The organism is Pseudomonas sp. NPDC077408, from assembly GCF_050269105.1.
In the GTDB taxonomy this organism is placed as follows: Bacteria; Pseudomonadota; Gammaproteobacteria; order Pseudomonadales; family Pseudomonadaceae; genus Stutzerimonas.
Genome location: NZ_JBNNHS010000001.1, coordinates 73143 through 94156, shown reverse-complemented (window position 1 = coordinate 94156; position 21014 = coordinate 73143). Strand labels below are relative to the sequence as shown.

The window sequence follows — 21014 nt, the reverse complement described above, 5'->3', positions numbered from 1 at the left end:
CGGGGCGGGACGTCCGCCCGCTGATTCATACGAGTAAAGTCCATGAGCAAGTACCGCGCTGTATTCCTTGATCTATCACCGCTCGACCAGGGCGACCTTGACCTGACCCCCTTGCAGTCTGCCTTTGCTGAGTTGATCTGTCATACGCAGACCAGCGAAACGCAAATCGTCGCCCGGCTGCAGGGCGCTGAAGTCGCCATCGTAAACAAGGTCGCCTTGAGCGATGCCACGCTCGCCGCCTGCCCGGACCTGAAATTGATTCTGGTAGCGGCGACCGGTGTCAACAACATCGATCTGGTTGCTGCCAAACAGCGAGGGATCGCCGTCTGCAACTGCCAGGCTTACGGCACGGCCACCGTGGCGCAGCACACCTTGATGCTACTGCTTGCGCTGGCTACGCGACTACCCGATTATCAGGCCGCCGTCGCCCGTGGCCGCTGGCAGGAAAGCGGGCAGTTCTGCCTGCTAGATTTTCCCATTATCGAGTTGGCCGGCAAGACCCTCGGCGTACTCGGCCACGGTGAGCTGGGCGGCGCGGTGGCTAAGCTCGCCGAAGCGCTGGGCATGCGCGTGCTGACCGGCAACCTGCCCGGGCGCCCGCCTCGCCCGGACCGGCTGGAGCTGGACGAGTTGCTACCGCAGATTGACGCGCTGACGCTGCACTGCCCGCTCACCGAGCAGACACGCAACCTCATCGGGGCTCGCGAACTGCAACTGATGAAACCCGCGGCGTTCGTCATCAATACCGCCCGTGGCGGCCTTATCGATGAGCAAGCGCTGGCCGACACCCTGCGTAGTGGCCACCTGGGCGGCGCCGCCACCGATGTGCTGATCAACGAACCACCCAGCAACGATAACCCGCTGCTGGCTGCAGACGTACCGCGCCTGATCGTGACGCCCCACAGTGCCTGGGGAAGTCGCGAAGCCAGACAGCGCATCGTGGGCCAGCTGCGTGAGAATGCCGAAGCCTTCTTCGCTGGTACTCCAAAGCGTCAGGTGGGCTGACGCTTCTGCAGCCGGGGCCAAGGCTGGTAAGCTCGCCAGCTTTTGTCCGGAGGCATCATGGATCCTCGAAGCGAAGTACTGCTGCGCCAGGCTGAACTGTTCAGTGGTGACCTGCTGCTCGCCGGGCTACCGGCTGACGATCTGCTTGGACAGTTACCGGGCGCAGTCGGCTGGAGTTGGCACGCCGGAGTACAGCACAGCCTGCAGACTCGTTTCGCCGGTCGTTGCACATTTGGTGTCGAACCGCCCACGGCCCCATTCGATAGTGCCGTTCTGTTTCTGCCCAAGTCACGAGAACTGACCGATTACCTGCTCAATGCACTGGCTGCCAGATTGCCGGGCCGTTTGCTGTATCTAGTGGGTGAGAAACGTGCCGGCGTGGAGCGCGCCGCGAAGCAACTGACCCCATTCGGCGAAGCGCGGAAGCTCGATAGTGCGCGGCACTGCCAGCTCTGGCAGGTCAAGGTCACAAACAGCCCGCCGGCTCCAGAACTGCCGACCCTGGCTCAACGCTTCGAACTCTCGCTTGCGGACGGACCGCTGCAGATCATCAGCTTGCCTGGCGTGTTCAGCCATGGTCGTCTCGATTGCGGGACCGCGCTGCTGCTGGATCAACTCGATGGACTGCCCGCCGGTAAGCTGCTGGATTTCGGCTGCGGTGCGGGCATCGTTGGCGCCTCCCTGAAAAAACGTTATCCAGAGAGCGAAGTGGTGATGCTGGATGTCGATGCGTTCGCTGTCGAAAGCAGTCGCATGACCCTCGCCGCCAATGGGCTACAGGCTCAGGTGATTGCTGGCGACGGTATCGACGCTGCTCCAGAAGACTGCGCGGCGATCATCAGCAACCCGCCGTTTCACCAGGGTGTACACACCCACTATGATGCCAGCGAAGCATTGCTGCAACGCGCTGCCAGCCACATCCGGCCCGGTGGTGAGCTAAGGCTGGTGGCCAATGCATTTTTGAAGTATCCGCCGCTGATCGAAGCTCATCTGGGCCGCTGCGAAACGCTGATCACTGCCGACGGCTTCCGCATTTACCGCGCGCAGCGTGCCTGACCGACTTGCACAACGCGCCATGCGCGGGCAAACTCGCGCCCGTCCTGGGGGAGTAGTCTCCGGCGAGCACCCAGCCCGCCCGGCATGCGTCAACATACTTGGTCCACAGACCATGGCGCACGCGACCCGCGCAGGCTGCTTCGGCAGCAGCGCTCGGTTTGACAAGACCCATGGCACGTACACCTGACCCGGGGCGGGCAGGCGGTGCGTGTCATGGTGATTAGTCGACCCGCCCCCGCAAGGAAGTCCGTTGGAATCGTTCTACGTCCCCACCCTGATCGTCGCGCTCGCCGAGATCGGCGACAAAACGCAGTTGCTCGCGCTATTGCTGGCTGCCCGCTACCGGCGACCGCTACCCATCATCTGGGGCATCGTGGTGGCCACGCTGGTCAATCATGCGGCTGCCGGAGCCGTCGGCAACTGGGTTTCATCGATGGTCTCACCCGCCATACTCAGCTGGGTTCTCGCCGCATCCTTCGCCGCCGTCGCATTGTGGACGCTGGTCCCCGACAAACTCGAGGAAGAAGAAGCTTCTCGCGGGCGACGCTTCGGCCCCTTCGTGGCGACGCTGATCGCGTTCTTCCTCGCCGAAATGGGCGATAAGACGCAGGTTGCGACCGTCATGCTTGCCGCCCAGTATCCCGACTTCATCCTGGTGATCATCGGCACCACCCTGGGCATGCTGATCGCCAATGTGCCGGTGGTACTGGCCGGCAATTTCGCCGCTGATCGCATGCCGCTCACGCTGATCCGCCGAATCGCCGCCATCGGATTTGCCGGCTTGGCACTGTACGCCGTGTATCAGGCGCTGAGCTTGAGCGGCATGCTTCCAGTCTGATACGCAGCGCAAATTGCCACACTACGGGTACTGTTAGAGTGCGTATTCACCGCATTCTGGCGGCACTCGAGGGGAGCAGGCGGCATGTCACCGGAGGAACGAAAACGGCGGGTTCGGCAGCATATCGACCTGAGCTGGAGCAAAGGTCGACTGGCATTAGCTGAACAGCTTCAGAGCCGCTACTTCAGCTACAGAAGTTCGTTCATCTCGCAGCCGGTCAACAGTGCCGGCTTCGGTCTGATCGTGCGAGAGATCCGCCAAGCCATTCCGGACCTGGAGGTCGCGGTAGACGAGTGCCTCAGCGAAGGTAATCGCGTCGTGACCTCCAGCACCCTGTTCGGAACGCTGGAGAAACCCGTGTTTGGCCTCGCACCGAGCGGCAAGATCCTCACGGTCGCCGCGATGTCGATATGGACGCTCAATCCGAGCGGCGACATAGAGGAAATCACTACCCTCTTTGACCTGGAAAGTGCCCGTAGCCAGCTAGGCCTGGAAAGCCCACTTCCCATCAAGCTGCCGCCGACCTGAAGGCGCCAGCGGCATTTGCGTCAGCGGCCCTGTTTATACAGTGGCATCACCTTCGGAATAGTTTCCTGCAGCGCCTGCGTACGGCTGCCTGACGAGGGATGGGTGCTGAGGAATTCCGGCGGAGCGGAGCCGCCGGCCGCGGCCATCTTCTGCCACAGACTGACCGCGGCATTCGGGTTGTACCCAGCCCGCGCAGCCAGTTCCAGACCGATCAGGTCAGCCTCGTTTTCGTTGCTGCGGCTGTTGGGCAGCGTCATCAGATACTGCACCCCCATATTGGCGAGCTGCAGGCTGCCGTCGCCAATCCCGACTGCTGAGCCAATCTGGGTTGCCATCTGCACACCGTAGGCCTTGGACATGGCTTCGCGGCCGTGCTCACGCAACGCATGGGCTATCTCATGCCCCATGACCGCCGCGATCTCGTCGTCGGTCAGGTTTAGCTTTTCGATCAGACCGGTATAGAAAATGATCTTCCCGCCTGGGCCGGCGTTGGCATTCAGTTCCGGACTGTCGATCACATTCACGTCCCAATCCCATTCGGCTGCGTCGGGCCGGAAGGCCTTGACCTCGGCGATCAGCTTGCTGGCGATTCGATTGACTCGCTGAGCCACCGGCGAGTTATTTTTGAGCACACCCTTGCTCTTCGCTTCCGACACAGTCTGCTGATAAGACTGCGCATACATTTGATTGACCTGTTCGGTCGACAGCATGCTGAACATGTATTGCTTGCGGTCGACGCCAACAGCACCGCTGCTGGTGGTGTTGACGGCCTGACAACCGGCAAGCGCGGCGGCCGCCAGAAAAAGGCTGAGTGAATGCAGCTTGAACATGTCGCGTCTCCCGTGAATTCTGCGCCGTATGCTAGAGCGTGCCAGCGCACCGGGCAACCGACTAACAGCCCACCGCCTCGTCGCCCGCCTGATAAGAGTGTTGAGTCCCCTTTCGATGGCAGCGGCCAATGCCTAGTTCACTGGTGTCAGGCACTCAGGCGCGTCCAGCTTGGGATCATTGACGAACGTCGCCAAGGGCCGTTCGCGCAGCGCAGGTTGAGGTCCGGTCAGCAACACCTGCAGCACTTCAAGCGGGGTCTGCGGGTCGAGCCAGGCGGTCATGCCGGCCTGATCCAGCATCAGCGGGCGCCGCTGGTTCGCTACTGGACGCGTCACCACCGCCGCACTGAGGTAGCTGTGGCCCTCAACCGGATAAGCCTCCCAGATCGCGGCGAAATACATCAGCGAGTCTTCCGTTGTCATCCAGTAGGGTCGCTTACGTGCAGTTCCCCTCCACTCGTAGAAACCGTTCGCTGGCAGTACGCCTCGGCGCAGGCGAAAGGCGTCTCGAAACATCGGCTGTTCGGCCAGCGTTTCCGCCCGGGCCTGTGCCGGCGTGCGGGTAAAATCGCTCAGCCACGCCGGGGTCAGCCCCCAGCGCACGCGACTCAGCTGCAGCGCATCTTCGACCTGTCGCAGCAGCAGTACCGAGGCGCCAGGCGCCAGGCTCCAATGCGGTTGCTGATCAGACGGAAAACCGGGCAGCGCGGCAAAGGCGGGACTCCAGCGAAACAGGGCATAGCGGCCACACATGAACAAAGGACTCGATGGGAAAAAGGATCAAGGCAGCTACCGCGACGTCACTCGGTCGGCATTCAGCAGATGAGCTCACCCGGATAGCTTTCCGGCTCGTCGCCGGGCAGCGGTTCGGCGCCATTGTACGCAGCGATCAAGTGCATCGCGCGATCAGCCTCACCATCGGCGACCATCAGCCCGAGCAAACCGGCCACAGGCAACTCGCCGACCGCGCCGATCAGATGTCGTCCATTCAGATGCACGTCGATACCTTCGGCGAGCAGCATGCCGCGTAGCATCTCCGCCTCGAGCAGATCACGCGGCTCGTATATCCGCCGCATCTAGTCATCCTCCCGCCGCACATCGAGCTGCCAATCGCTGCCGTCGGTACGCAGATCGAATACGATCGGCCGGCAACAGACTGAGCAGTCTTCGATGTACTGCTGATCGCCACCGCTCAGATCGAGTAGCGCCTCCACCCCTTCGCCGCAATATGGGCATTGGTAGTCCTGTGTTTCCAGCATCAGCGTCTCCTGCGTGACTTGCCGCTATAATCGCCGTCCGGATTCTGTAGAGATGCCTCCAGTGCGCATTTATGCGCGGACCCGATCGGCGCAACATGGCTTTATCCAAGCCTGCAGTGATCGCGACTCAGCATCCACAGACCTAACTTTGACCCTTGAGTAACTGGGTTTATTCAGTTGTTACCCTTACAGAGAACATGATGGACGAATTCGAAGCCATCCGACCCTACGCCGACGCCGAGGTCCCTGCTGTCATGGCGCGGCTGTTCGCCGACCGGGAATTCCTAGATATTCTGGCGCACTTCCGCTTCCCGCGGCTGGCCGGCCCTATGGGCTGGATGCTCAAACCCCTCATAGCGCAACGACTGCGACGCGAATTCGCCACTATCCATTCGATCGACACGCTGCAGGCGCGAATCGAGATGTACCTCGACCGCACCATCGAGCGCGCCACGGATGGCATTACCTATTCCGGGCTGGAAAAACTACGGCCGGGCTGCGCGTATCTGTTCATCGCCAACCACCGCGACATCGTGATGGACCCGGCTTTCGTCAACTATGCGGTATTTCAAGCCAAGATGCGCACACCGCGCATCGCCATTGGCGACAATCTGCTGCAGCGACCCTTCGTCAGCGATCTGATGCGGCTCAACAAGAGCTTCATTGTGCGCCGCTCGGTCACCGGTAGACGTGAAAAGCTTGCGGCTTACCAGCTGCTGTCCGCCTACATCAACCACTCGATCCGCACCGACGGTGAATCAATATGGATTGCCCAGGCCGAAGGGCGGGCCAAGGACGGTAACGACCGTACCGATTCGGCGATTCTGAAAATGCTGCACATGAGCCGCAAGGAAGAATCCTTCTCCGACACATTGGCGACCCTGCGTCCGACGCCGGTGTCGATCAGCTATGAGTACGACCCCTGCGATCAGGCCAAGGCACGCGAGCTCTACATTCGGGCCAGCACCGGTAGCTACACCAAGGCGCCTGGCGAGGATGACACCAGCATCGCCCTCGGCATCACCGGCTACAAAGGTCGGGTGCATGTCAGCTTCGGTAAACCCATCAGCGAGGTACCCGAGGATGCAAAGCAGCTGGCGGCCGATATCGACCGGCAAATCCTGACGGACTACCGTCTGTTTCCGGTGAATTTCCTGGCGCATCGGATGTGGGAGCATCGCGACCCGGCGCTGGAGATACCCGAGCTCAGCGAGCTGTTCAGCCGTGCGGAAATCGAACGCGCCGAGGCCGAATGGGGCAAGCGCCTCGCGGCATGCCCAAGCGTGCAGCAGCCCTACCTCATCCAGCAATACGCCATGCCGGTGCGTAACCAGTATCGATTGAAAGCTGGCTTGAGTCTCTAAGACTCAACACAAACCCGACTGGCCGTCAGGTCAGCCGGGTTAGCGACGAAAGCAGGCACGCCAGTCCCAGACTGCTGAATCCAAAGCCATGAAACAACCGGTCAAGACGCCGGGTAGCTGCCAAGCCACCCTGCTCAGCAGCAGAGAGACGAGCACCTGCAAGGGAGGTCTCGGCCCTCGACAGCTGCCGACGCCAGCGCGTCGCCAGTAGCAGCCAGGCACCGCTGAGCGCGATCAGCAAGGCCCGTGAGTTGACCAGAGGCGCGACCCTCGCCAGCGCCGAACAAGCAAAATCAAGCAACAACCGCATTCTCCGTTGGGCCGAGAATATACAGGCCTGGGCGGCCGAACTGAGGGCAGCGGAGTCTACCGAAACGACATTGCCGGCTCAGCCAATTTCCGACAGAACGGAACACAACTAAGCGATGGCAATTTGCCGGGTATTTGCGCCATTTATGCAGATAGGTCCCGTCTCGATTGTTGACTTATAGTCCCTTCCAGCTTCACCCTCATCTCGCCTCGAACAACCGAAATAGAGCGTGCGCCTGGCTTGAGCAACCAGACGGGACTGCCGCGGAGTCGGGCAAACGGCAACTTGTGATCACTGCGTCTCTGACGTGATGTACCGGGCCTTCGGCCCGCCACCTCATCTGTGGAAGTCGCCACCTGCAAGCGCCGCGCTTACGGCTTCGCTTGCAGTGAATCAGTTACCGAGAATCAACAGGACCAAACAATGAATAAGAACAGGTTTAAGACGGGGGCCCTCACACTCTCTTTGCTGGCAAGCGCTGTGCTGGCAAGCGGTGCCATGGCTGCGGTATCCGAATCCGAAGCGGCCAAGCTGGGTAGCAGCCTGACGCCGATGGGTGCCGAGAAAGCCGGCAACGCGGCCGGCACCATTCCTGCCTGGACCGGCGGTTTGGCAGCCGACGCAGCGGCAGTCGGAGAGGATGGCTTCGTCAGCGATCCCTACCCGAACGACAAGCCGAAGTTCACCATCACCGCGCAGAACTTCGAGCAGTACAAGGACAACCTGAGCCCTGGCCAGATCGCCATGCTCAAGCGCTACCCCGACACCTATCGCCTGCCGGTCTTCGAAACCCACCGCAGCGCTGCCGTACCTCAGCGAATCTATGACGCTGCCCAGAAGAACGCGACCCAGACCAAGCTGGTCCGAGGCGGCAACGGGCTGGAAAACTTCGATACCGCTGTCGCCTTTCCGATTCCTCAAGACGGCCTTGAAGTGATCTGGAACCACATCACTCGCTACCGCGGCGGCTCTGCCCGCCGCACCGTGGCGCAGGCCACACCGCAAGTGAATGGTAGCTACAGCCTGGTCAAGTTTGTCGATGAAGTCGTCTACACCGACACCCTGACCGACTACAACGCCGAGAAACACGGCAACGTGCTGTTCTACTTCAAGCAACAGGTGACCGAGCCTTCACGCCTGGCCGGCAACGTGCTGCTGGTGCACGAAACCCTTGACCAGGTTAAAGAGCCGCGCATGGCGTGGATCTACAACGCTGGTCAGCGCCGCGTGCGCCGCGCCCCACAGGTGGCTTACGACGGCCCGGGCACCGCCTCCGACGGGCTGCGCACCTCCGATAACCTGGATATGTTCAACGGCGCACCGGACCGCTATGACTGGAAACTGGTGGGCAAGAAGGAAATGTACATCCCCTACAACGCCTACCGTCTGGACTCACCGCAGCTCAAGTACGACGACATCATCAAGGCCGGTCACATCAATCAGGACCTGACCCGCTATGAGCTGCACCGCGTGTGGGAAGTCGAGGCGACCCTGAAGCCCGGCGAGCGTCACATCTATGCCAAGCGTACCTTCTTCATCGACGAGGACACCTGGCAGGCCGCTGTGATCGACCATTACGACGGCCGCGATACGCTTTGGCGCGTTGCCGAGGCGCATGCTGAATACATCTACAACGACCAGGTCCCGTTGTACGCCATGGAGACGCTGTATGACCTGGTCTCCGGTCGCTACCTGGTGATGGGCATGAAGAACGAGGAAAAGAACCCCTACGTATACAACTACAAGGCCAACTCCAACCAGTACACCCCGGCCGCGCTGCGTAACTCCGGCGTACGCTAAGCCACACCGCTGAGACAAACGCCCCGACAAGTTCGGGGCGTTTTTTTTCAGCCTTCGACAGGCGCGCAGTCGCTCGGATTGGTTTACATGAGGCGATGCTCGCGACTACTCAGGCAGCTGCACGCGTCGGGCACCTCGCTGGGTGTCGCTCCCCGCTCGGTTTACTGCGTGTGTGGCCAACAAGCATAAAGCGCACCGCTCTCCGGCAGAGCGTCAGCGAAACAAAAACCCCGCCAAAGGGCGGGGTTCTATTCTGTTGCAAATGACCGTCTGGGCTAGTTGCGGCTCACTGCGCCAACACCTGACCAATATTCTGGTCGCGGAAGGTGCGGGTCAGCGCATCGCTCAACACCTCGGTTACCAGCTTGGTGTTGGTCTGCTCATTCGGTGCCATACCGAAGCGCTGGTTCAAAGAAGCACCGTAGCGGCCGGTATAGCGGCGACCGCCGTTCTGCACCTCGACGCGGAAGGTCGCACCAATGGTAGCCTCGGTAACGTACAGGCCTTCCTTCGGCGATTGGTACTTCAGTTCAGCTAGGGTCAGGGTCAGTTGCGGCGCGTTGTAGGCGTTGGCCGACGGAGTGAACCCCAGCAACCGGACCGCCGCTTCGGCCTGGGCCTGCAGCTTGGGAATGACTTTTTCTTTCGGCACGATCACCGCACTGGTCTCCGGATACAGGCCGCCACGGGTGCCCAAGGTTGCAGAGGGGCGACCGTCAACCACACGCACAGCTACCGGTTGCCCTTGGCCGACGGGATTGATGGTATCGGTGAGTTTGGGATTGGGGTCGAGCTGTTGAGGACTGTGGGCACAACCGGCGAGCACCAGTGCTGACGCGGCGGCGAGGCTGAACAACAGGCGTTTCAGCATACTGCTTACTCCAGGTTAGGGATGGATGGCGCGCAGTATAACCAGCACCGCAACCGCCTGACAGTGATGCCCTAAAGACCGCCTGCAGGCCGGCCACGTTCCATTCATGCAACCGTAACCTCAGGGTGCGATAACGGCGAGCAGCCCTACGAGCGCCTGGTCATGTCTTTATTCAAAACCCTGTTCCGACAACGCCCACCGCGTCACTACGCCCTGCTGGACGACCAGGATCGCTGCCGCATGCTGCTGACGGCCAATGAGCGCCCTCAGGGTGAACGCTGGGTCGAGATAGCGGAAATTCGTCTCGGCTGGATCGGCAAGCCATTGCCTCAAGCAGGTCTACAGCAGCGTTCCGGCCCATCCCGCACGCATAAAAAAGCCGCGCAGCCCTTAACGGCAGCGCGGCTTGCTTACAGCGTGTCTTGTTAGCTAGTCGGCCAGCCCCAGATGCTTGTCGACTCTGGAAACGACCTCGCGATAGACCGCTGCATCGGCTTCGAGAACCTTCTCCCGCGCCGGGAATATTTCGGCGAGCTTACCGATCCAGGCTTCGCTCCTCGCCTGCTCGGGGAAGCAACGCTCGATCAGGTCAAGCATGATCGAAACGGTAACCGAGGCACCCGGAGACGCGCCTAGCAGTGCGGCGATCGAACCATCCTTGGCCGACACCAACTCGGTGCCGAACTGCAGGATGCCACCCTTCTTCGGGTCCTTCTTGATGATCTGTACCCGCTGCCCAGCCACTTCCAGGCGCCAGTCTTCTGCCTTGGCTTCAGGGTAGAAGCCGCGCAGGGTTTCAAGACGGTCGCCCATCGACTGCCGAACTTCCTTGATCAGGTAGCGCGTCAGGTCCATGTTGTCCCGCGCCACGGCCAGCATCGGCTTGAGGTTGGCCGGACGGATCGACATCGGCAGATCAAGCGGCGAGCCGTGTTTGAGGAACTTGGTAGTGAAGCCGGCGTACGGCCCGAACAGCAGTGACTTCTTGCCATCCACGACACGGGTATCCAGATGCGGAACCGACATGGGCGGTGCGCCTACTGCGGCCAGGCTATAGACCTTGGCCTGATGCTGCTTGACGATCTCCGGATTGTCGCACCGCAGCCACTGGCCGCTGACCGGGAAGCCGCCGTAACCCTTACCTTCTTCGATATCGGACATCTGCAGCAGCGGCAGCGCTGCGCCGCCAGCACCGAGGAAGACGAAGCCGGCTTTGATCTCACGACCGCCACCGTCACGGGTGTTCTTGACCTCAACGCGCCAGCCCTTGCCGTCGCGAGCCAGGCCGGTGACTTTTTGGAAGTAGGACATTTTTACGCCGGGCTTGGCGGCCAGGTACTGCAGCATCTGCCGGGTCAGCTCGCCGAAGTTGACGTCCGTGCCGTTCATCGCGCGGGTCGCGGCGATCGGCTCGTCCAGCGGACGGCCCGGCATCATCAGTGGCATCCACTCTTCCATGGTCGCGCGATCTTCGCTGTAGACCATGTTTTCGAAGCCGTGATGGGTTTTCAGCGCATTGAAGCGGCGCTTGAGGTAGTCGATGTTCTTGGTGCCCCGCACGAAGCTCAGATGCGGCACCGCATTGAGGAAGTCGCGCGGGCTACCGAAGCCTTCACGGCCCGTCAGGTAGGCCCAGAACTGCTTCGACACTTCGAATTGGGTATTGATGGTGACGGCTTTCTTGATGTCGATCGAGCCGTCTTTGCTGTCCGGCGTGTAGTTCAACTCGCAGAGACCGGCGTGGCCGGTGCCGGCGTTGTTCCAGGGATTCGAACTTTCGACGGCCCCGGATTCCTGCAGTTCGACAATCTCCAGCCTGATGTTGGGATCGAGTTCCTTGAGCAGTACTGCCAGAGTCGCACTCATGATGCCGGCTCCCACCAGCACCAAATCCACGGCTTCGCTATCGTGTTGCGTCATTAACGCGTTCTCCAGAATCACAGCATTAAACTGTCACGACCGCAGTACGCGATCGTGTAGAACCACCAGCCTGGCGGCTAGAAACGGAGGAGGTTTCTATACCGCTGCTCGGGCTTGTGCCCGAAGGCAGGAGAACTCGAAAGCCCCTACCCGCTGTCGGGAGAGCGGCTTTTGGCCTCCTCCCTCTCGCGCGTCTGCTTCCCGGAGCGGGGCGACAAGCCTGGGCTCTACGGGACGCGTGCAGCGAGAAAATCTATTGCGGCTGCCAATTGCTCAGCCAGGTCATGCTTGAAGCTCGACGGTTACAGACGAGCTCAGCCGCGCGCGGCCTCGATCAGCTCGATATAGGGCTCGGCCTGACGCTGATCCGCGATCAACGCTACGAAGTCCTGCCCCTTGGCATCCTTCGCATTCAGGTCATACCCGGCTTGGACAAAGAATCCGAGAAAACGCTCGAAATCATCGACCCGCAAACCGCGATACGCCTTGATCAGCTTGTGCAACGAAGGCGGCGTGTCGTCAGCCGGTTCCGGCTCGAGAAACAATTTGATCGACTCGTCGCTGACTTCCTCGCCGATCACCTTCTTCTTGTCTTTACGCATGGTTTCTCCGGTTCGACGGGGCCTTTCGGGGGCGGCAGTTTACTCTGCACGACCGGTGCACTCAACGCGCCAAAGGCCGATAAGACCAAGGTCGTACACGAAAATCTTCGATTTAACCGCGATGTTGCGTTCTTGCAGGCCCGGCGGTATAGCCAGTGCTTATACTGGCGCTTTGCGCACATGGAGTGTCTGGAATGAAGCTTCCGCCGTTGTTCGCTGCCTGGCGTCAAACCCTGCGTTCGGGCTACGGAGTGCCGGCATTGCGCGGCGACATTACGGCCGGCTTGACGGTGGGCATCATCGCCATCCCCTTGGCCATGGCGTTGGCGATAGCGGTAGGTGTTGCGCCGCAGCACGGCCTGTATACGGTGCTGGTTGCTGCACCCTTGATCGCCTTGACCGGAGGCTCGCGGTTCAACGTGTCCGGTCCTACCGCAGCCTTCGTCGTCATCCTCCTGCCGATTACCCAGCAATTCGGCCTCGGCGGGTTGCTGCTCTGCACCATGCTCGCCGGGCTGATCCTGATCGCGCTCGGGCTGCTACGTGCCGGTAGATTGATCGCATTTGTGCCCTACCCCGTCACGCTTGGTTTCACTGCTGGCATCGGCATCGTCATCGCGACCCTCCAGCTCAAGGACATATTCGGCCTGACGTTGACCGAGCAGCCGCAACACTATGCGGAGCAGCTCAGCTTGCTGGTGCGTGCCCTGCCCAGCGCGCAGTTGGGTGACGCACTGGTCGGCCTGCTGTGCCTGGGCGTCTTGATCGTCTGGCCGCGGCTGGTGCCCAAAGTGCCAGGCCATCTGGTTGCCCTCGTCGTTGGTGCACTCGTCGCAATGGCGCTGGAATCGGCCGGCCTTACCGTCGCCACGCTTGGTGAGCGCTTCAGCTATGTAGTCGGGGATGTGGTGCATCCCGGCATTCCACCATTCCTCCCGGATTTCGCCTGGCCATGGCTGTTGCCCGGCCCTGACGGTCAACCGCTGGTGCTGAGCTTCGAGCTGTTTCACCAACTGTTGGCGCCGGCGTTCGCCATTGCCATGCTCGGCGCCATCGAATCCCTGCTCTGTGCGGTGGTCGCCGATGGCATGGCCGGCGGCAACCACGACCCGAACGCCGAGCTGCTGGGTCAAGGCATCGGCAACCTGGTCGCCCCGCTGTTCGGCGGCATCACGGCGACCGCCGCCATTGCGCGCACCGCCACCAACGTAGGCGCCGGCGCGTTCTCACCACTGGCGGCGATCATTCACGCAGGTGTGGTGCTGGTGGCGATCCTCTGGCTGGCACCGCTGTTCAGCTATCTGCCGATGGCCGCCCTGGCGGCGCTGCTGCTAATGGTGGCCTGGAACATGAGCGAAGCGCCGCATGTCTTCAAGACACTGCGAATAGCACCACGCAGCGATGTGTTGGTACTACTGACCTGCCTGAGCCTGACCGTCCTGTTCGACATGGTGCTGGCGGTGGGCGTGGGGCTATTGCTCGCGGCCGGGCTGTTCATCAAACGCATGAGCGAGCTAACCGACACCACCCGCCTGAATCTTGGGCAAAATCCCGTCCTCCGAGACCTGCCCGAACACGTCGCTGCCTATGCGATTCGTGGCCCGCTGTTCTTCGGCGCCGCCGAAAAGGCATTGAGCGTGCTGCGGCGATTCAATCCAGACGTGAAAATCGTCATCGTCGACATCAGCGGCGTGCCGATGATGGACATGACCGCCCTGGCAGCGCTGGAAAACGTTCTACTGGACTACCGCAAGCAAGGCATCGCGTTGATTCTGTCCGGCAGCAATGTCCGGTTACGGCTCAAGCTGCGCCGCGCCGGCATTCACCCGCTTGAAGGGCAGCTGTACTACGTGCGCAATCTGATCCAGGCTCGGGCAAAAGCCTTGCGCCTGTTACCGGCGCCGGCAGCAGCCGGACCAGCTGCCTGATACGAGAAAAGCTCATTGAGCTGCAGAAGCGTGCCACGCTTTTCTGCAGCTCAAGCGACCGCAGCGGCCAGCAGCTTAACCGGCGTACTTCTGCAGGTTCGCCATCATTTCCTTCAACGCTTCCATGTTGTCGGCCGGATGCGCCGCGTTGTCGAAATTGCAGATCTGCTGCCAATGGGCGGCAACGTCCTCGGCATCAAAGCCGGCCTTCGGATCGAAACCGGCACCCAGGCTCCGCTCCCAGCGCACCTTGCCCATCCAGCCACCGCCGACTTCGAACAGACCGGAGGTTTCCTGGCATTGCTCGCTGGCGAGAAAGACCACCAGCGGGCTGACCAGCTCGGGCTTGAGCTGCTCGAAAACCTGCGGCGGGATCAGCCCCTCGGTCATGCGCGTGCCGCCGGTCGGCGCGATGGCGTTGACCAGAATATTGTTCTTGCGCCCTTCCAGGGCCAGTGTGCGCGTCAGCCCGTACAAACCCAGCTTGGCCATGCCGTAGTTGGATTGACCGAAGTTGCCGTAGATACCGGAGGTCGAGGCGGTGAAGATCACTCGGCCGTAACCTTGCTCGCGCATGTGTGGCCAGGCGGCGCGGGTCACCTTGTAGGCGCCCTCGACGTGCACCCGATAGACCAGATCCCAGTCGGCGTCTTCCATCTTGTGAAAGGTTTTGTCGCGCAGGATGCCGGCATTGTTCACCACCACATCGATTCGGCCGAAGCTGTCCAGCGCGTGCTGGACGATTTTGTCGCCCTCGGTCACCGAGTCATGATTGGCCACCGCAGTGCCGCCGGCCTGGCGGATTTCCTCGACGACGCGATCGGCTGCCGAGGCGTTGGCGCCCTCGCCTTGGGCACTGCCGCCGAGGTCGTTGACCACCACCTTGGCGCCGTGGCGGGCGAACAGCAGCGCATGTGCGCGGCCGAGTCCACCACCGGCACCGGTCACGATGACCACCTTGTCTTCGAAGCGAATGGCGTCACTCATGGAAATTCCTCCAGCGGATTATTGTTGGATGCGTTGCAAAGTCTCTGACGAGTGTCGGCGAGGCCACAGCCGTCCACAATCAAACGGCCGCGAATGAATGCCCGAACATAAGGCTGCAGGATGATGTAGCAGCGTCAGGGCTGCGGCAGGAACGCCCGGATGGCCGCGGCGACTCGCGCCGGGTCCTCCTCCTGTGGCACATGGCCGAGGTCCTCGAACATGACCAACTCGCTGCCTGCGATGTCGTCCTTGAAGCGGCGCGCATTGAGCGGCGGAATCAACCCGTCGCGCCCGCCCCAGATGATCAGCGTCGGCGTCTGGATCGATGCGATCCGCTTGGAATTGTCGACTGCCGGCACCTGTTTGAACCGTTCGCGCAGCGCCTCACGATTGCCTTCACGCAAGGTCAGCTCGTAGTAGCGGTCAACCAGCTCCGGCGTCACTTTGCCTGGATCGCCATAGACGCTGCGCGTGCTGGACTCGACCAACCGCCGCGGGAGTATGTTGGCCATCAGCGGCGCCAAGCCCGGAATGCCGGCAAGCTTGAAACCGATCGGTACTGAGGTCGACTGGCGCGGGTAACCTGCCGTATCGATCAGTACCAGTCGCTCAACACGCCTGGGCTGGTCCAGCGCCATTTCCCAGGCGAGCTGGCCACCAAAGCTATTGCCGACGAGCACTGCTCGCTCCACGTTCAGCCTGTCCAGGAATGTCGAGAGGAAGTCGACGTAATGGCTCATGCGGTAGTCGCCGTCGGGAAAGGGGCCGGTCAAACCGAACCCCGGCAGGTCGAGGCTGATCACCCGCCGCTGCTGCTTCAGTTCGTCGACCACAGCTTCCCAGGTATGCAGGCTCGCCGAGGTGCCGTGCAGCAGCACCAGCGGAACGGGATCATCACGTCGCCCCTCGTCACGAACATGCACCTGCATGCCGGCCACCTCGACGAATCCGGACGGCTCCGGCGCCCAGCGATCGGTCAGGCTTTCGACCGGTCGTGGCGGCGCCCAGCTGAGCGCCACCAGCACCGCGATGATCAGGAAAAGCAGTACGACTACAGCAGCCACCAGTTGCAGAACGATCTTCACCTTGTTGCCCTTGTGTGCAGAAGCGTCCGTGATCTTAGGCGGAGTCCCTTCACGCAGCAAAGCAGGTCTCTAATCACACCGGCGTACCCGCCAAGCGCAACCGCCGTCATGCAAGCGGTGCGCGGGCATAGTCGGTGATCAGGCGAGGCAAGTTTTCCAGCGACTCGGTGCACTGCGCCGCGCCCAGCTGCAAGGCCTCCTTGGGCATTCCGAAAACGACACAGCTGGCTTCGTCCTGGGCGACCGTGCGGGCGCCGGCTTCGCGCATGGCCAGCAGTCCACGGGCGCCGTCGTCGCCCATACCGGTCATGATCACACCCAGCGCGTTATGCCCGGCATGTCGGGCGACAGAGCGAAACAGCACGTCCACTGACGGCTTGTGCCGGTTGACTGGAGGCCCGTCGAGCACCTCGACGAAATACTGCGCGCCGCTGCGTTTCAGCTGCATGTGCTTGCCGCCGGGTGCCACTAGCGCCAGCCCAGAGCGCACGCGATCCAGATGGCGGGCCTCGCGCACTTCAATCTGGCAGAGGCTGTCGAGACGCTGAGCAAAGGCGGCGGTGAATTTTTCCGGCATGTGCTGGACGATCACGATGCCAGGCGAGTCGACACGCAGCTGTTTGAGCACCAGCTCCAGTGCCTGGGTGCCGCCAGTGGACGTACCCAGGGCAACGACCCTGTCGGTGGTGGTCAGGGCGCTCCTGGTCGGCTCCGCCGGGCGCGCCGGTGCCGTTACCGTCGCAGTGCGTGCAGCCACCACCCGTGGACGGGTCGCGGCGGCCTGCTGGATCTGCTTAATCAGGTCGTTGGAGAGCTGCAGCAGACTGTCTTTAAGACCGAGTCGCGCCTTGGTGAAAACGCCAACGGCGCCCGCCGCAAACGCTTCGAGCGTGATGGCCGCGCCCGCCTCGGTCAGGGTCGAACAGATGATGGTCGGTGTCGGCCGCTCGGCCATCAGCTTGCGCAGAAAGGTGATGCCATCCATGCGCGGCATTTCGACGTCGAGCACCAGCACATCGGGCCAGTTGCGCTGCATCTTCTCAAGCGCGAACAGTGGGTCGGCCGCCTGTCCAATCACTTCGATATTCGGATGGCTTTCCAGACAGGCCGACAAGACCTGCCGCACCAGTGCTGAGTCATCGACGATAAACACCTTGATCATGCGGTGCCCTCCAGCAGGTTGGCCGTGGTGAACGACTGACAGCTCAGGCGTCCGTCTCGGCCATCGACCGTCAATCGTCGATAACCCAAGCCACCGAGCTGCTCATCGTCGACGCGCCAACCGAGCAAGGCGAACTGCTCACGGGCGAACGCGATATTCATCAGCCCGATCTGCAGGCTGTTGCGCCGGCCTGGCTGCAAGCAGCTGACGCCGCCATAGAGCCCTTTGCGGTATTCCTCCGGCGCGGCGCAGTGGCGAACCATGTCGCGCTGCAGCCGCGCGAACACCGCTTCGCCGGTGCGCGTGTCATCCTGGTCGGAGGCGCTGCGGGGCACGACGAAATGGCTTACGGCAAGCAGGCGACACCGCGGATGCCACAGGGTAACGGCGACACACGAGCCAAGCAGCGTGGCCACCGGCTCCTGAAGCGGACCGAACAAGTACTCGCCAGGCATGAGAAAACGAGGCGCAGTCATAGGCGCTCGAATACCGAAGAAGCGACGCTGCGTAGCGGCAGCCCGAACCCATGCAGGCTTTCCGCATGGCCGATGAATAGCAAGCCGCCGACGCGCAGGCGTTCGATCAGGCGGGCAACGATGGCTCGCTTGTCCTCCGCGCTGAAATAAATGAGCACGTTGCGTAGGAAGATCACATCAAAGCGGCCGATGTCTTCAGGCAACGGCCGCATCAGGTTCAGTTCGCAAAAGCGCACCCGCTCGCGCAAGTCCTGACCGAGGCGAAAGGCGCCCTCGTGCTCACCGATACCGCGCAAACAGTGGCGCTTGAGCCAGCCAGGCGGAAAGTTGCTCGACTCGTCCAGCGGATAGATCGCGGCCTCGGCTTTTTCCAGCACCGTGCGGCTGAGGTCGCTGCCAAGGATCGACCACTCCGCCGGCCCATGCTCGGCCAGCACCATGCCCAGGGTGTAGGGTTCTTCACCCGACGAACAGGCGGCGCTCCAGATGCGCAACGGTCCGCGCCGGCCGTCCAGCCAGCGGGCCAGGAACTGGAAATGCTGCGGCTCACGAAAGAAGTAGGTTTCATTGGTGGTCAGCAGGTCGATCACCAGCCGTTGCTCGGCCTGCTTCGTCGGATCCTTGAGCAGCAACAGGTAGTCGCGGTAGCTGCTCAGGTTCAGGGCCCGCAACCTGCGCATCAGGCGGCCGGCCACCAACGGCCGCTTGCTGTCGCTCAGATGAATACCCGACGCCTCGGCCATCAGCTGCTGCAGGAACCGGAACTCCTGCTCGCCCAGCACCGGCAGGCTCGACGTCGGCATGCTCAGCTCGCCTGCGCCATCGCCTGGCTGATCTGCAGGATGTCGTCCAGCGACAACACCTTGCGCACGTCCAGAATGATGGTGAAACCCCGCTCGTCGCGCGCCATGCCGGCAATGAACTCCGTGCGAATCCCAGCGCCGAACCCTGGCGCGGGCTCGACGTCGGCAGCCTGGATATCCAGCACGGCGTCGACCGCATCGACCACCAGGCCGATGCGCTGCAGCACGTCGTTCAGGTCCAGCTCGATGATCACAATGCAGGTCCGCTTGCTCGGCACCGTGCGCTCCATACCGAAGCGTGCGGCCAGGTCTAGCACCGGCACCACATTGCCGCGCAGGTTGATCACGCCGTGGATGCACGCCGGCATCATCGGCACGCCGGTGATCTGCCCGTACTCGATGATTTCGCGTACCAGCTCGATCGGCAACGCGTAGCGTGCCTGGCGCACCCGGAACGACAGGTGCTGAATGTCAGCCGGCGCGGTGCTGGCGGCACCGCTTACCTGTGGAAAGTTCATCTGCGCCCCCTTATGTGAAGCTGACGAACTGACTGTCATCAGCCATGGCGGTCGGCTTGCGGATGCTGCGCACCGAGCGGTTGCCGCTGGGCTTGACGCTGGGTGCCTGTGGCTGGCGACCGAGGCTCTGAGCAGCCCCATCGCGCGCATCGAGACGGAAGAAGCCGATCAGCTCCAGCAGTTGCGAGGCCTGGGCGTTCATCTCCTCGGAGGTGGCAGCCAGCTCTTCGGACGCCGAGGCGTTTTGCTGGGTGATCTGGTTCATCTGCCCCATGGCTATATTGATCTGGCCCGCGCCGGTGCTCTGCTCCTGGGATGCCGCGGTGATTTCCTGCACCAGGTCCGAAGTCCGCTGGATGTTCGGCACGATATCGTCGAGCAGGCGACCGGCCTGCTCGGCCAGCTGCACGCTGCTACCGGCCACGCCGCCGATTTCCTGGGCCGCCACCTGGCTGCGCTCGGCCAGCTTGCGAACCTCAGCCGCCACCACAGCGAAGCCTTTGCCATGGTCACCGGCACGCGCCGCCTCGATGGCCGCGTTGAGCGCCAGCAGGTTCGTCTGGTAAGCGATGTCGTCGATGATGCCGATCTTGTCCGCGATCTGCTTCATCGCAACGACCATATCGCGCACTGCCCGGCCACCGGCTACTGCGTCATTGGCGGCCTTGCCGGCAATGCTGTCGGTGATCTTGGCGCTTTCGGTGTTCTGCGCGATGGATGCAGACATCTGCTCCACCGACGCGGTGGTCTGCTCGACGCCCGCCGCCTGCTCGCTAGCCGCCTGACTCAGCGATTGCGAGGTGGCACTGACTTCCTCCGAGGCCGAGGACAGGGAATCGGCAGCGCTGCGCACATCGCCCATCACGCTACGCAACCGCTCGGCCATGTTCTTCATAGCGTTGAGCAACTGGCCAGTCTCGTCCTTGCTGTTCACCTCCACCTGCACACTGAGGTCGCCAGCCGCGAGCGCATCGGCAACCGACACGGCGCGGTTGAGCGGCCGGGTGATGCTGCGTGTGACCAGAATGCCGATGCCGAAGCCCAGCACGGCCGCGATGATCACCAGGCCGATCATCTGAGTCCGGGAGCTAAGATAGATGCTCGTGATTTCTTCATTGGCTTGCTTGGCATTGGCGACCTTGCGCTCAACCAGGGCAGTCAGCAGATCGTCGGCCTTGTTTCCGGTCTCACGCAGTTGCGGCAGCATCAGGGTCAGCTCGTCGGCCGGGCGCACCTCGCTGGAGGCTTCGCGCAGCTTTAGGGCCTGCTCGACGGTCCGCACGTAGGCGGCCATCGGCTCGCTGAGCGACTCGAACTGGGCGATGCCTTCGGGCGTCACGAAACTGGTGCGGGTGAGCTCGATGTGCTCGTACATCTTGCTGATCGCGTCCCGGGTCAGCTTGATGGAAGAGTCACGCTCCTCCAGGCTGGTAGCCAGCAGGCTCGAGCGCAGCCCACGACCGACGTAGATCAACTGCACGTTGGCCGACTGGATATTGTTCAACGCGATCATCTCGCGCTCATACATCTGGTCGGACAGCTCATTGACGTGCTCGAGGTTACGTATACCCAGCATGCCCACGGTAATGGTCAGTGCCACCACTATCAGGAAACCCGCAATCAAGCGCGTCCCTATCTTGAAGTTACCGAATACGTTCATGGTTGTTTCTCC

General features: G+C 62.0%; 23 protein-coding genes and 1 riboswitch. Of the genes, 8 read left to right on the top strand and 15 right to left on the bottom strand.

What is annotated here, in order from left to right; translation table 11 throughout:
- Positions 1–42 precede the first annotated feature (42 nt).
- The 4 genes from ACQKEK_RS00445 to ACQKEK_RS00430 all read left to right on the top strand — a co-directional run bounded on the left by ACQKEK_RS00445 (position 43) and on the right by ACQKEK_RS00430 (position 3427).
- Positions 43–1005 (top strand): 2-hydroxyacid dehydrogenase, encoded by a 963-nt coding sequence (locus tag ACQKEK_RS00445; protein ID WP_499140712.1) that lies wholly within the window; start codon positions 43–45, stop codon positions 1003–1005.
- A 57-nt stretch (positions 1006–1062) separates the two neighbouring features.
- A complete protein-coding gene (locus ACQKEK_RS00440) occupies positions 1063–2061 on the top strand; it encodes a methyltransferase (protein WP_499140711.1) in 999 nt (332 codons plus the stop codon).
- Positions 2062–2096: 35 nt separating this feature from the next.
- Positions 2097–2203, top strand: a riboswitch (yybP-ykoY riboswitch).
- 108 nt (positions 2204–2311) lie between these two features.
- On the top strand, positions 2312–2899 hold the full coding sequence (locus ACQKEK_RS00435) for a TMEM165/GDT1 family protein (protein WP_499140710.1): 588 nt from the start codon (positions 2312–2314) through the stop codon (positions 2897–2899).
- Positions 2900–2983: 84 nt separating this feature from the next.
- The gene (locus tag ACQKEK_RS00430) at positions 2984–3427 is read left to right on the top strand and encodes an ester cyclase (protein ID WP_128121026.1); all 444 of its coding nucleotides are present in this window, start codon (positions 2984–2986) and stop codon (positions 3425–3427) included.
- Between the two features lie 20 nt (positions 3428–3447).
- On the opposite strand, the gene ACQKEK_RS00425 is transcribed toward ACQKEK_RS00430, so the two are convergent.
- From ACQKEK_RS00425 to ACQKEK_RS00410, 4 genes are all read right to left on the bottom strand, one after another.
- On the bottom strand, positions 3448–4257 hold the full coding sequence (locus tag ACQKEK_RS00425; RefSeq protein ID WP_128121067.1) for a M48 family metallopeptidase: 810 nt from the start codon (positions 4255–4257) through the stop codon (positions 3448–3450).
- A 132-nt stretch (positions 4258–4389) separates the two neighbouring features.
- Positions 4390–5010 carry an SOS response-associated peptidase gene (locus ACQKEK_RS00420; RefSeq protein ID WP_499140709.1) on the bottom strand — a complete coding sequence of 207 codons (621 nt, stop codon included), beginning with the start codon at positions 5008–5010 and terminating at the stop codon, positions 4390–4392.
- 62 nt (positions 5011–5072) lie between these two features.
- Complete coding sequence (locus tag ACQKEK_RS00415) at positions 5073–5333, bottom strand: putative signal transducing protein (RefSeq protein WP_499140708.1); 261 nt, start codon at positions 5331–5333, stop codon at positions 5073–5075.
- Entirely contained in the window at positions 5334–5516 is a 183-nt protein-coding gene (locus ACQKEK_RS00410; RefSeq protein ID WP_499140707.1) for a CPXCG motif-containing cysteine-rich protein, read from the bottom strand.
- 197 nt (positions 5517–5713) lie between these two features.
- Between ACQKEK_RS00410 and ACQKEK_RS00405 the strand changes: the two genes are divergently transcribed.
- The gene (locus ACQKEK_RS00405) at positions 5714–6880 is read left to right on the top strand and encodes a 1-acyl-sn-glycerol-3-phosphate acyltransferase (protein ID WP_499140706.1); all 1167 of its coding nucleotides are present in this window, start codon (positions 5714–5716) and stop codon (positions 6878–6880) included.
- A gap of 25 nt (positions 6881–6905) precedes the next feature.
- Here ACQKEK_RS00405 and ACQKEK_RS00400 read toward each other — a convergent pair whose 3' ends face one another.
- A complete protein-coding gene (locus tag ACQKEK_RS00400; RefSeq protein WP_499140705.1) occupies positions 6906–7184 on the bottom strand; it encodes a hypothetical protein in 279 nt (92 codons plus the stop codon).
- Between the two features lie 429 nt (positions 7185–7613).
- Between ACQKEK_RS00400 and ACQKEK_RS00395 the strand changes: the two genes are divergently transcribed.
- Positions 7614–8990, top strand: coding sequence for a DUF1329 domain-containing protein (locus ACQKEK_RS00395; RefSeq protein WP_128121020.1), 1377 nt, complete (start codon positions 7614–7616; stop codon positions 8988–8990).
- Positions 8991–9276: 286 nt separating this feature from the next.
- Here ACQKEK_RS00395 and ACQKEK_RS00390 read toward each other — a convergent pair whose 3' ends face one another.
- Positions 9277–9861, bottom strand: a complete 585-nt coding sequence (locus ACQKEK_RS00390; RefSeq protein ID WP_045429625.1) for a YajG family lipoprotein — start codon at positions 9859–9861, stop codon at positions 9277–9279.
- Between the two features lie 162 nt (positions 9862–10023).
- On the opposite strand from ACQKEK_RS00390, the gene ACQKEK_RS00385 reads away from it, so the two are divergent.
- Positions 10024–10290 carry a hypothetical protein gene (locus ACQKEK_RS00385; protein WP_499140704.1) on the top strand — a complete coding sequence of 89 codons (267 nt, stop codon included), beginning with the start codon at positions 10024–10026 and terminating at the stop codon, positions 10288–10290.
- Here ACQKEK_RS00385 and mqo read toward each other — a convergent pair whose 3' ends face one another.
- Together mqo and ACQKEK_RS00375 are read right to left on the bottom strand one after the other, a co-directional pair.
- On the bottom strand, positions 10291–11796 hold the full coding sequence (gene mqo / locus ACQKEK_RS00380) for a malate dehydrogenase (quinone) (protein ID WP_499141323.1): 1506 nt from the start codon (positions 11794–11796) through the stop codon (positions 10291–10293).
- Positions 11797–12095: 299 nt separating this feature from the next.
- On the bottom strand, positions 12096–12383 hold the full coding sequence (locus tag ACQKEK_RS00375; RefSeq protein WP_128121017.1) for a PA4642 family protein: 288 nt from the start codon (positions 12381–12383) through the stop codon (positions 12096–12098).
- A 194-nt stretch (positions 12384–12577) separates the two neighbouring features.
- On the opposite strand from ACQKEK_RS00375, the gene dauA reads away from it, so the two are divergent.
- The gene (gene dauA / locus ACQKEK_RS00370) at positions 12578–14311 is read left to right on the top strand and encodes a C4-dicarboxylic acid transporter DauA (protein ID WP_499140703.1); all 1734 of its coding nucleotides are present in this window, start codon (positions 12578–12580) and stop codon (positions 14309–14311) included.
- Between the two features lie 75 nt (positions 14312–14386).
- Here dauA and ACQKEK_RS00365 read toward each other — a convergent pair whose 3' ends face one another.
- The 7 genes from ACQKEK_RS00365 to ACQKEK_RS00335 all read right to left on the bottom strand — a co-directional run bounded on the left by ACQKEK_RS00365 (position 14387) and on the right by ACQKEK_RS00335 (position 21002).
- The gene (locus ACQKEK_RS00365) at positions 14387–15298 is read right to left on the bottom strand and encodes an SDR family oxidoreductase (RefSeq protein ID WP_463307720.1); all 912 of its coding nucleotides are present in this window, start codon (positions 15296–15298) and stop codon (positions 14387–14389) included.
- A 134-nt stretch (positions 15299–15432) separates the two neighbouring features.
- A complete protein-coding gene (locus tag ACQKEK_RS00360; protein WP_499140702.1) occupies positions 15433–16383 on the bottom strand; it encodes an alpha/beta fold hydrolase in 951 nt (316 codons plus the stop codon).
- 106 nt (positions 16384–16489) lie between these two features.
- Entirely contained in the window at positions 16490–17545 is a 1056-nt protein-coding gene (locus ACQKEK_RS00355; protein WP_499140701.1) for a protein-glutamate methylesterase/protein-glutamine glutaminase, read from the bottom strand.
- Positions 17542–18021 (bottom strand): chemotaxis protein CheD, encoded by a 480-nt coding sequence (locus ACQKEK_RS00350; RefSeq protein WP_499140700.1) that lies wholly within the window; start codon positions 18019–18021, stop codon positions 17542–17544. The genes ACQKEK_RS00355 and ACQKEK_RS00350 overlap by 4 nt, the downstream gene beginning before the upstream one ends.
- Positions 18018–18824 carry a CheR family methyltransferase gene (locus tag ACQKEK_RS00345; RefSeq protein ID WP_499140699.1) on the bottom strand — a complete coding sequence of 269 codons (807 nt, stop codon included), beginning with the start codon at positions 18822–18824 and terminating at the stop codon, positions 18018–18020. Before ACQKEK_RS00345 ends, ACQKEK_RS00350 begins: the two co-directional genes overlap by 4 nt.
- Positions 18825–18826: 2 nt before the next feature.
- Positions 18827–19342, bottom strand: coding sequence for a chemotaxis protein CheW (locus tag ACQKEK_RS00340; protein ID WP_499140698.1), 516 nt, complete (start codon positions 19340–19342; stop codon positions 18827–18829).
- A gap of 10 nt (positions 19343–19352) precedes the next feature.
- Entirely contained in the window at positions 19353–21002 is a 1650-nt protein-coding gene (locus ACQKEK_RS00335) for a methyl-accepting chemotaxis protein (RefSeq protein WP_499140697.1), read from the bottom strand.
- Positions 21003–21014: the final 12 nt, after the last annotated feature.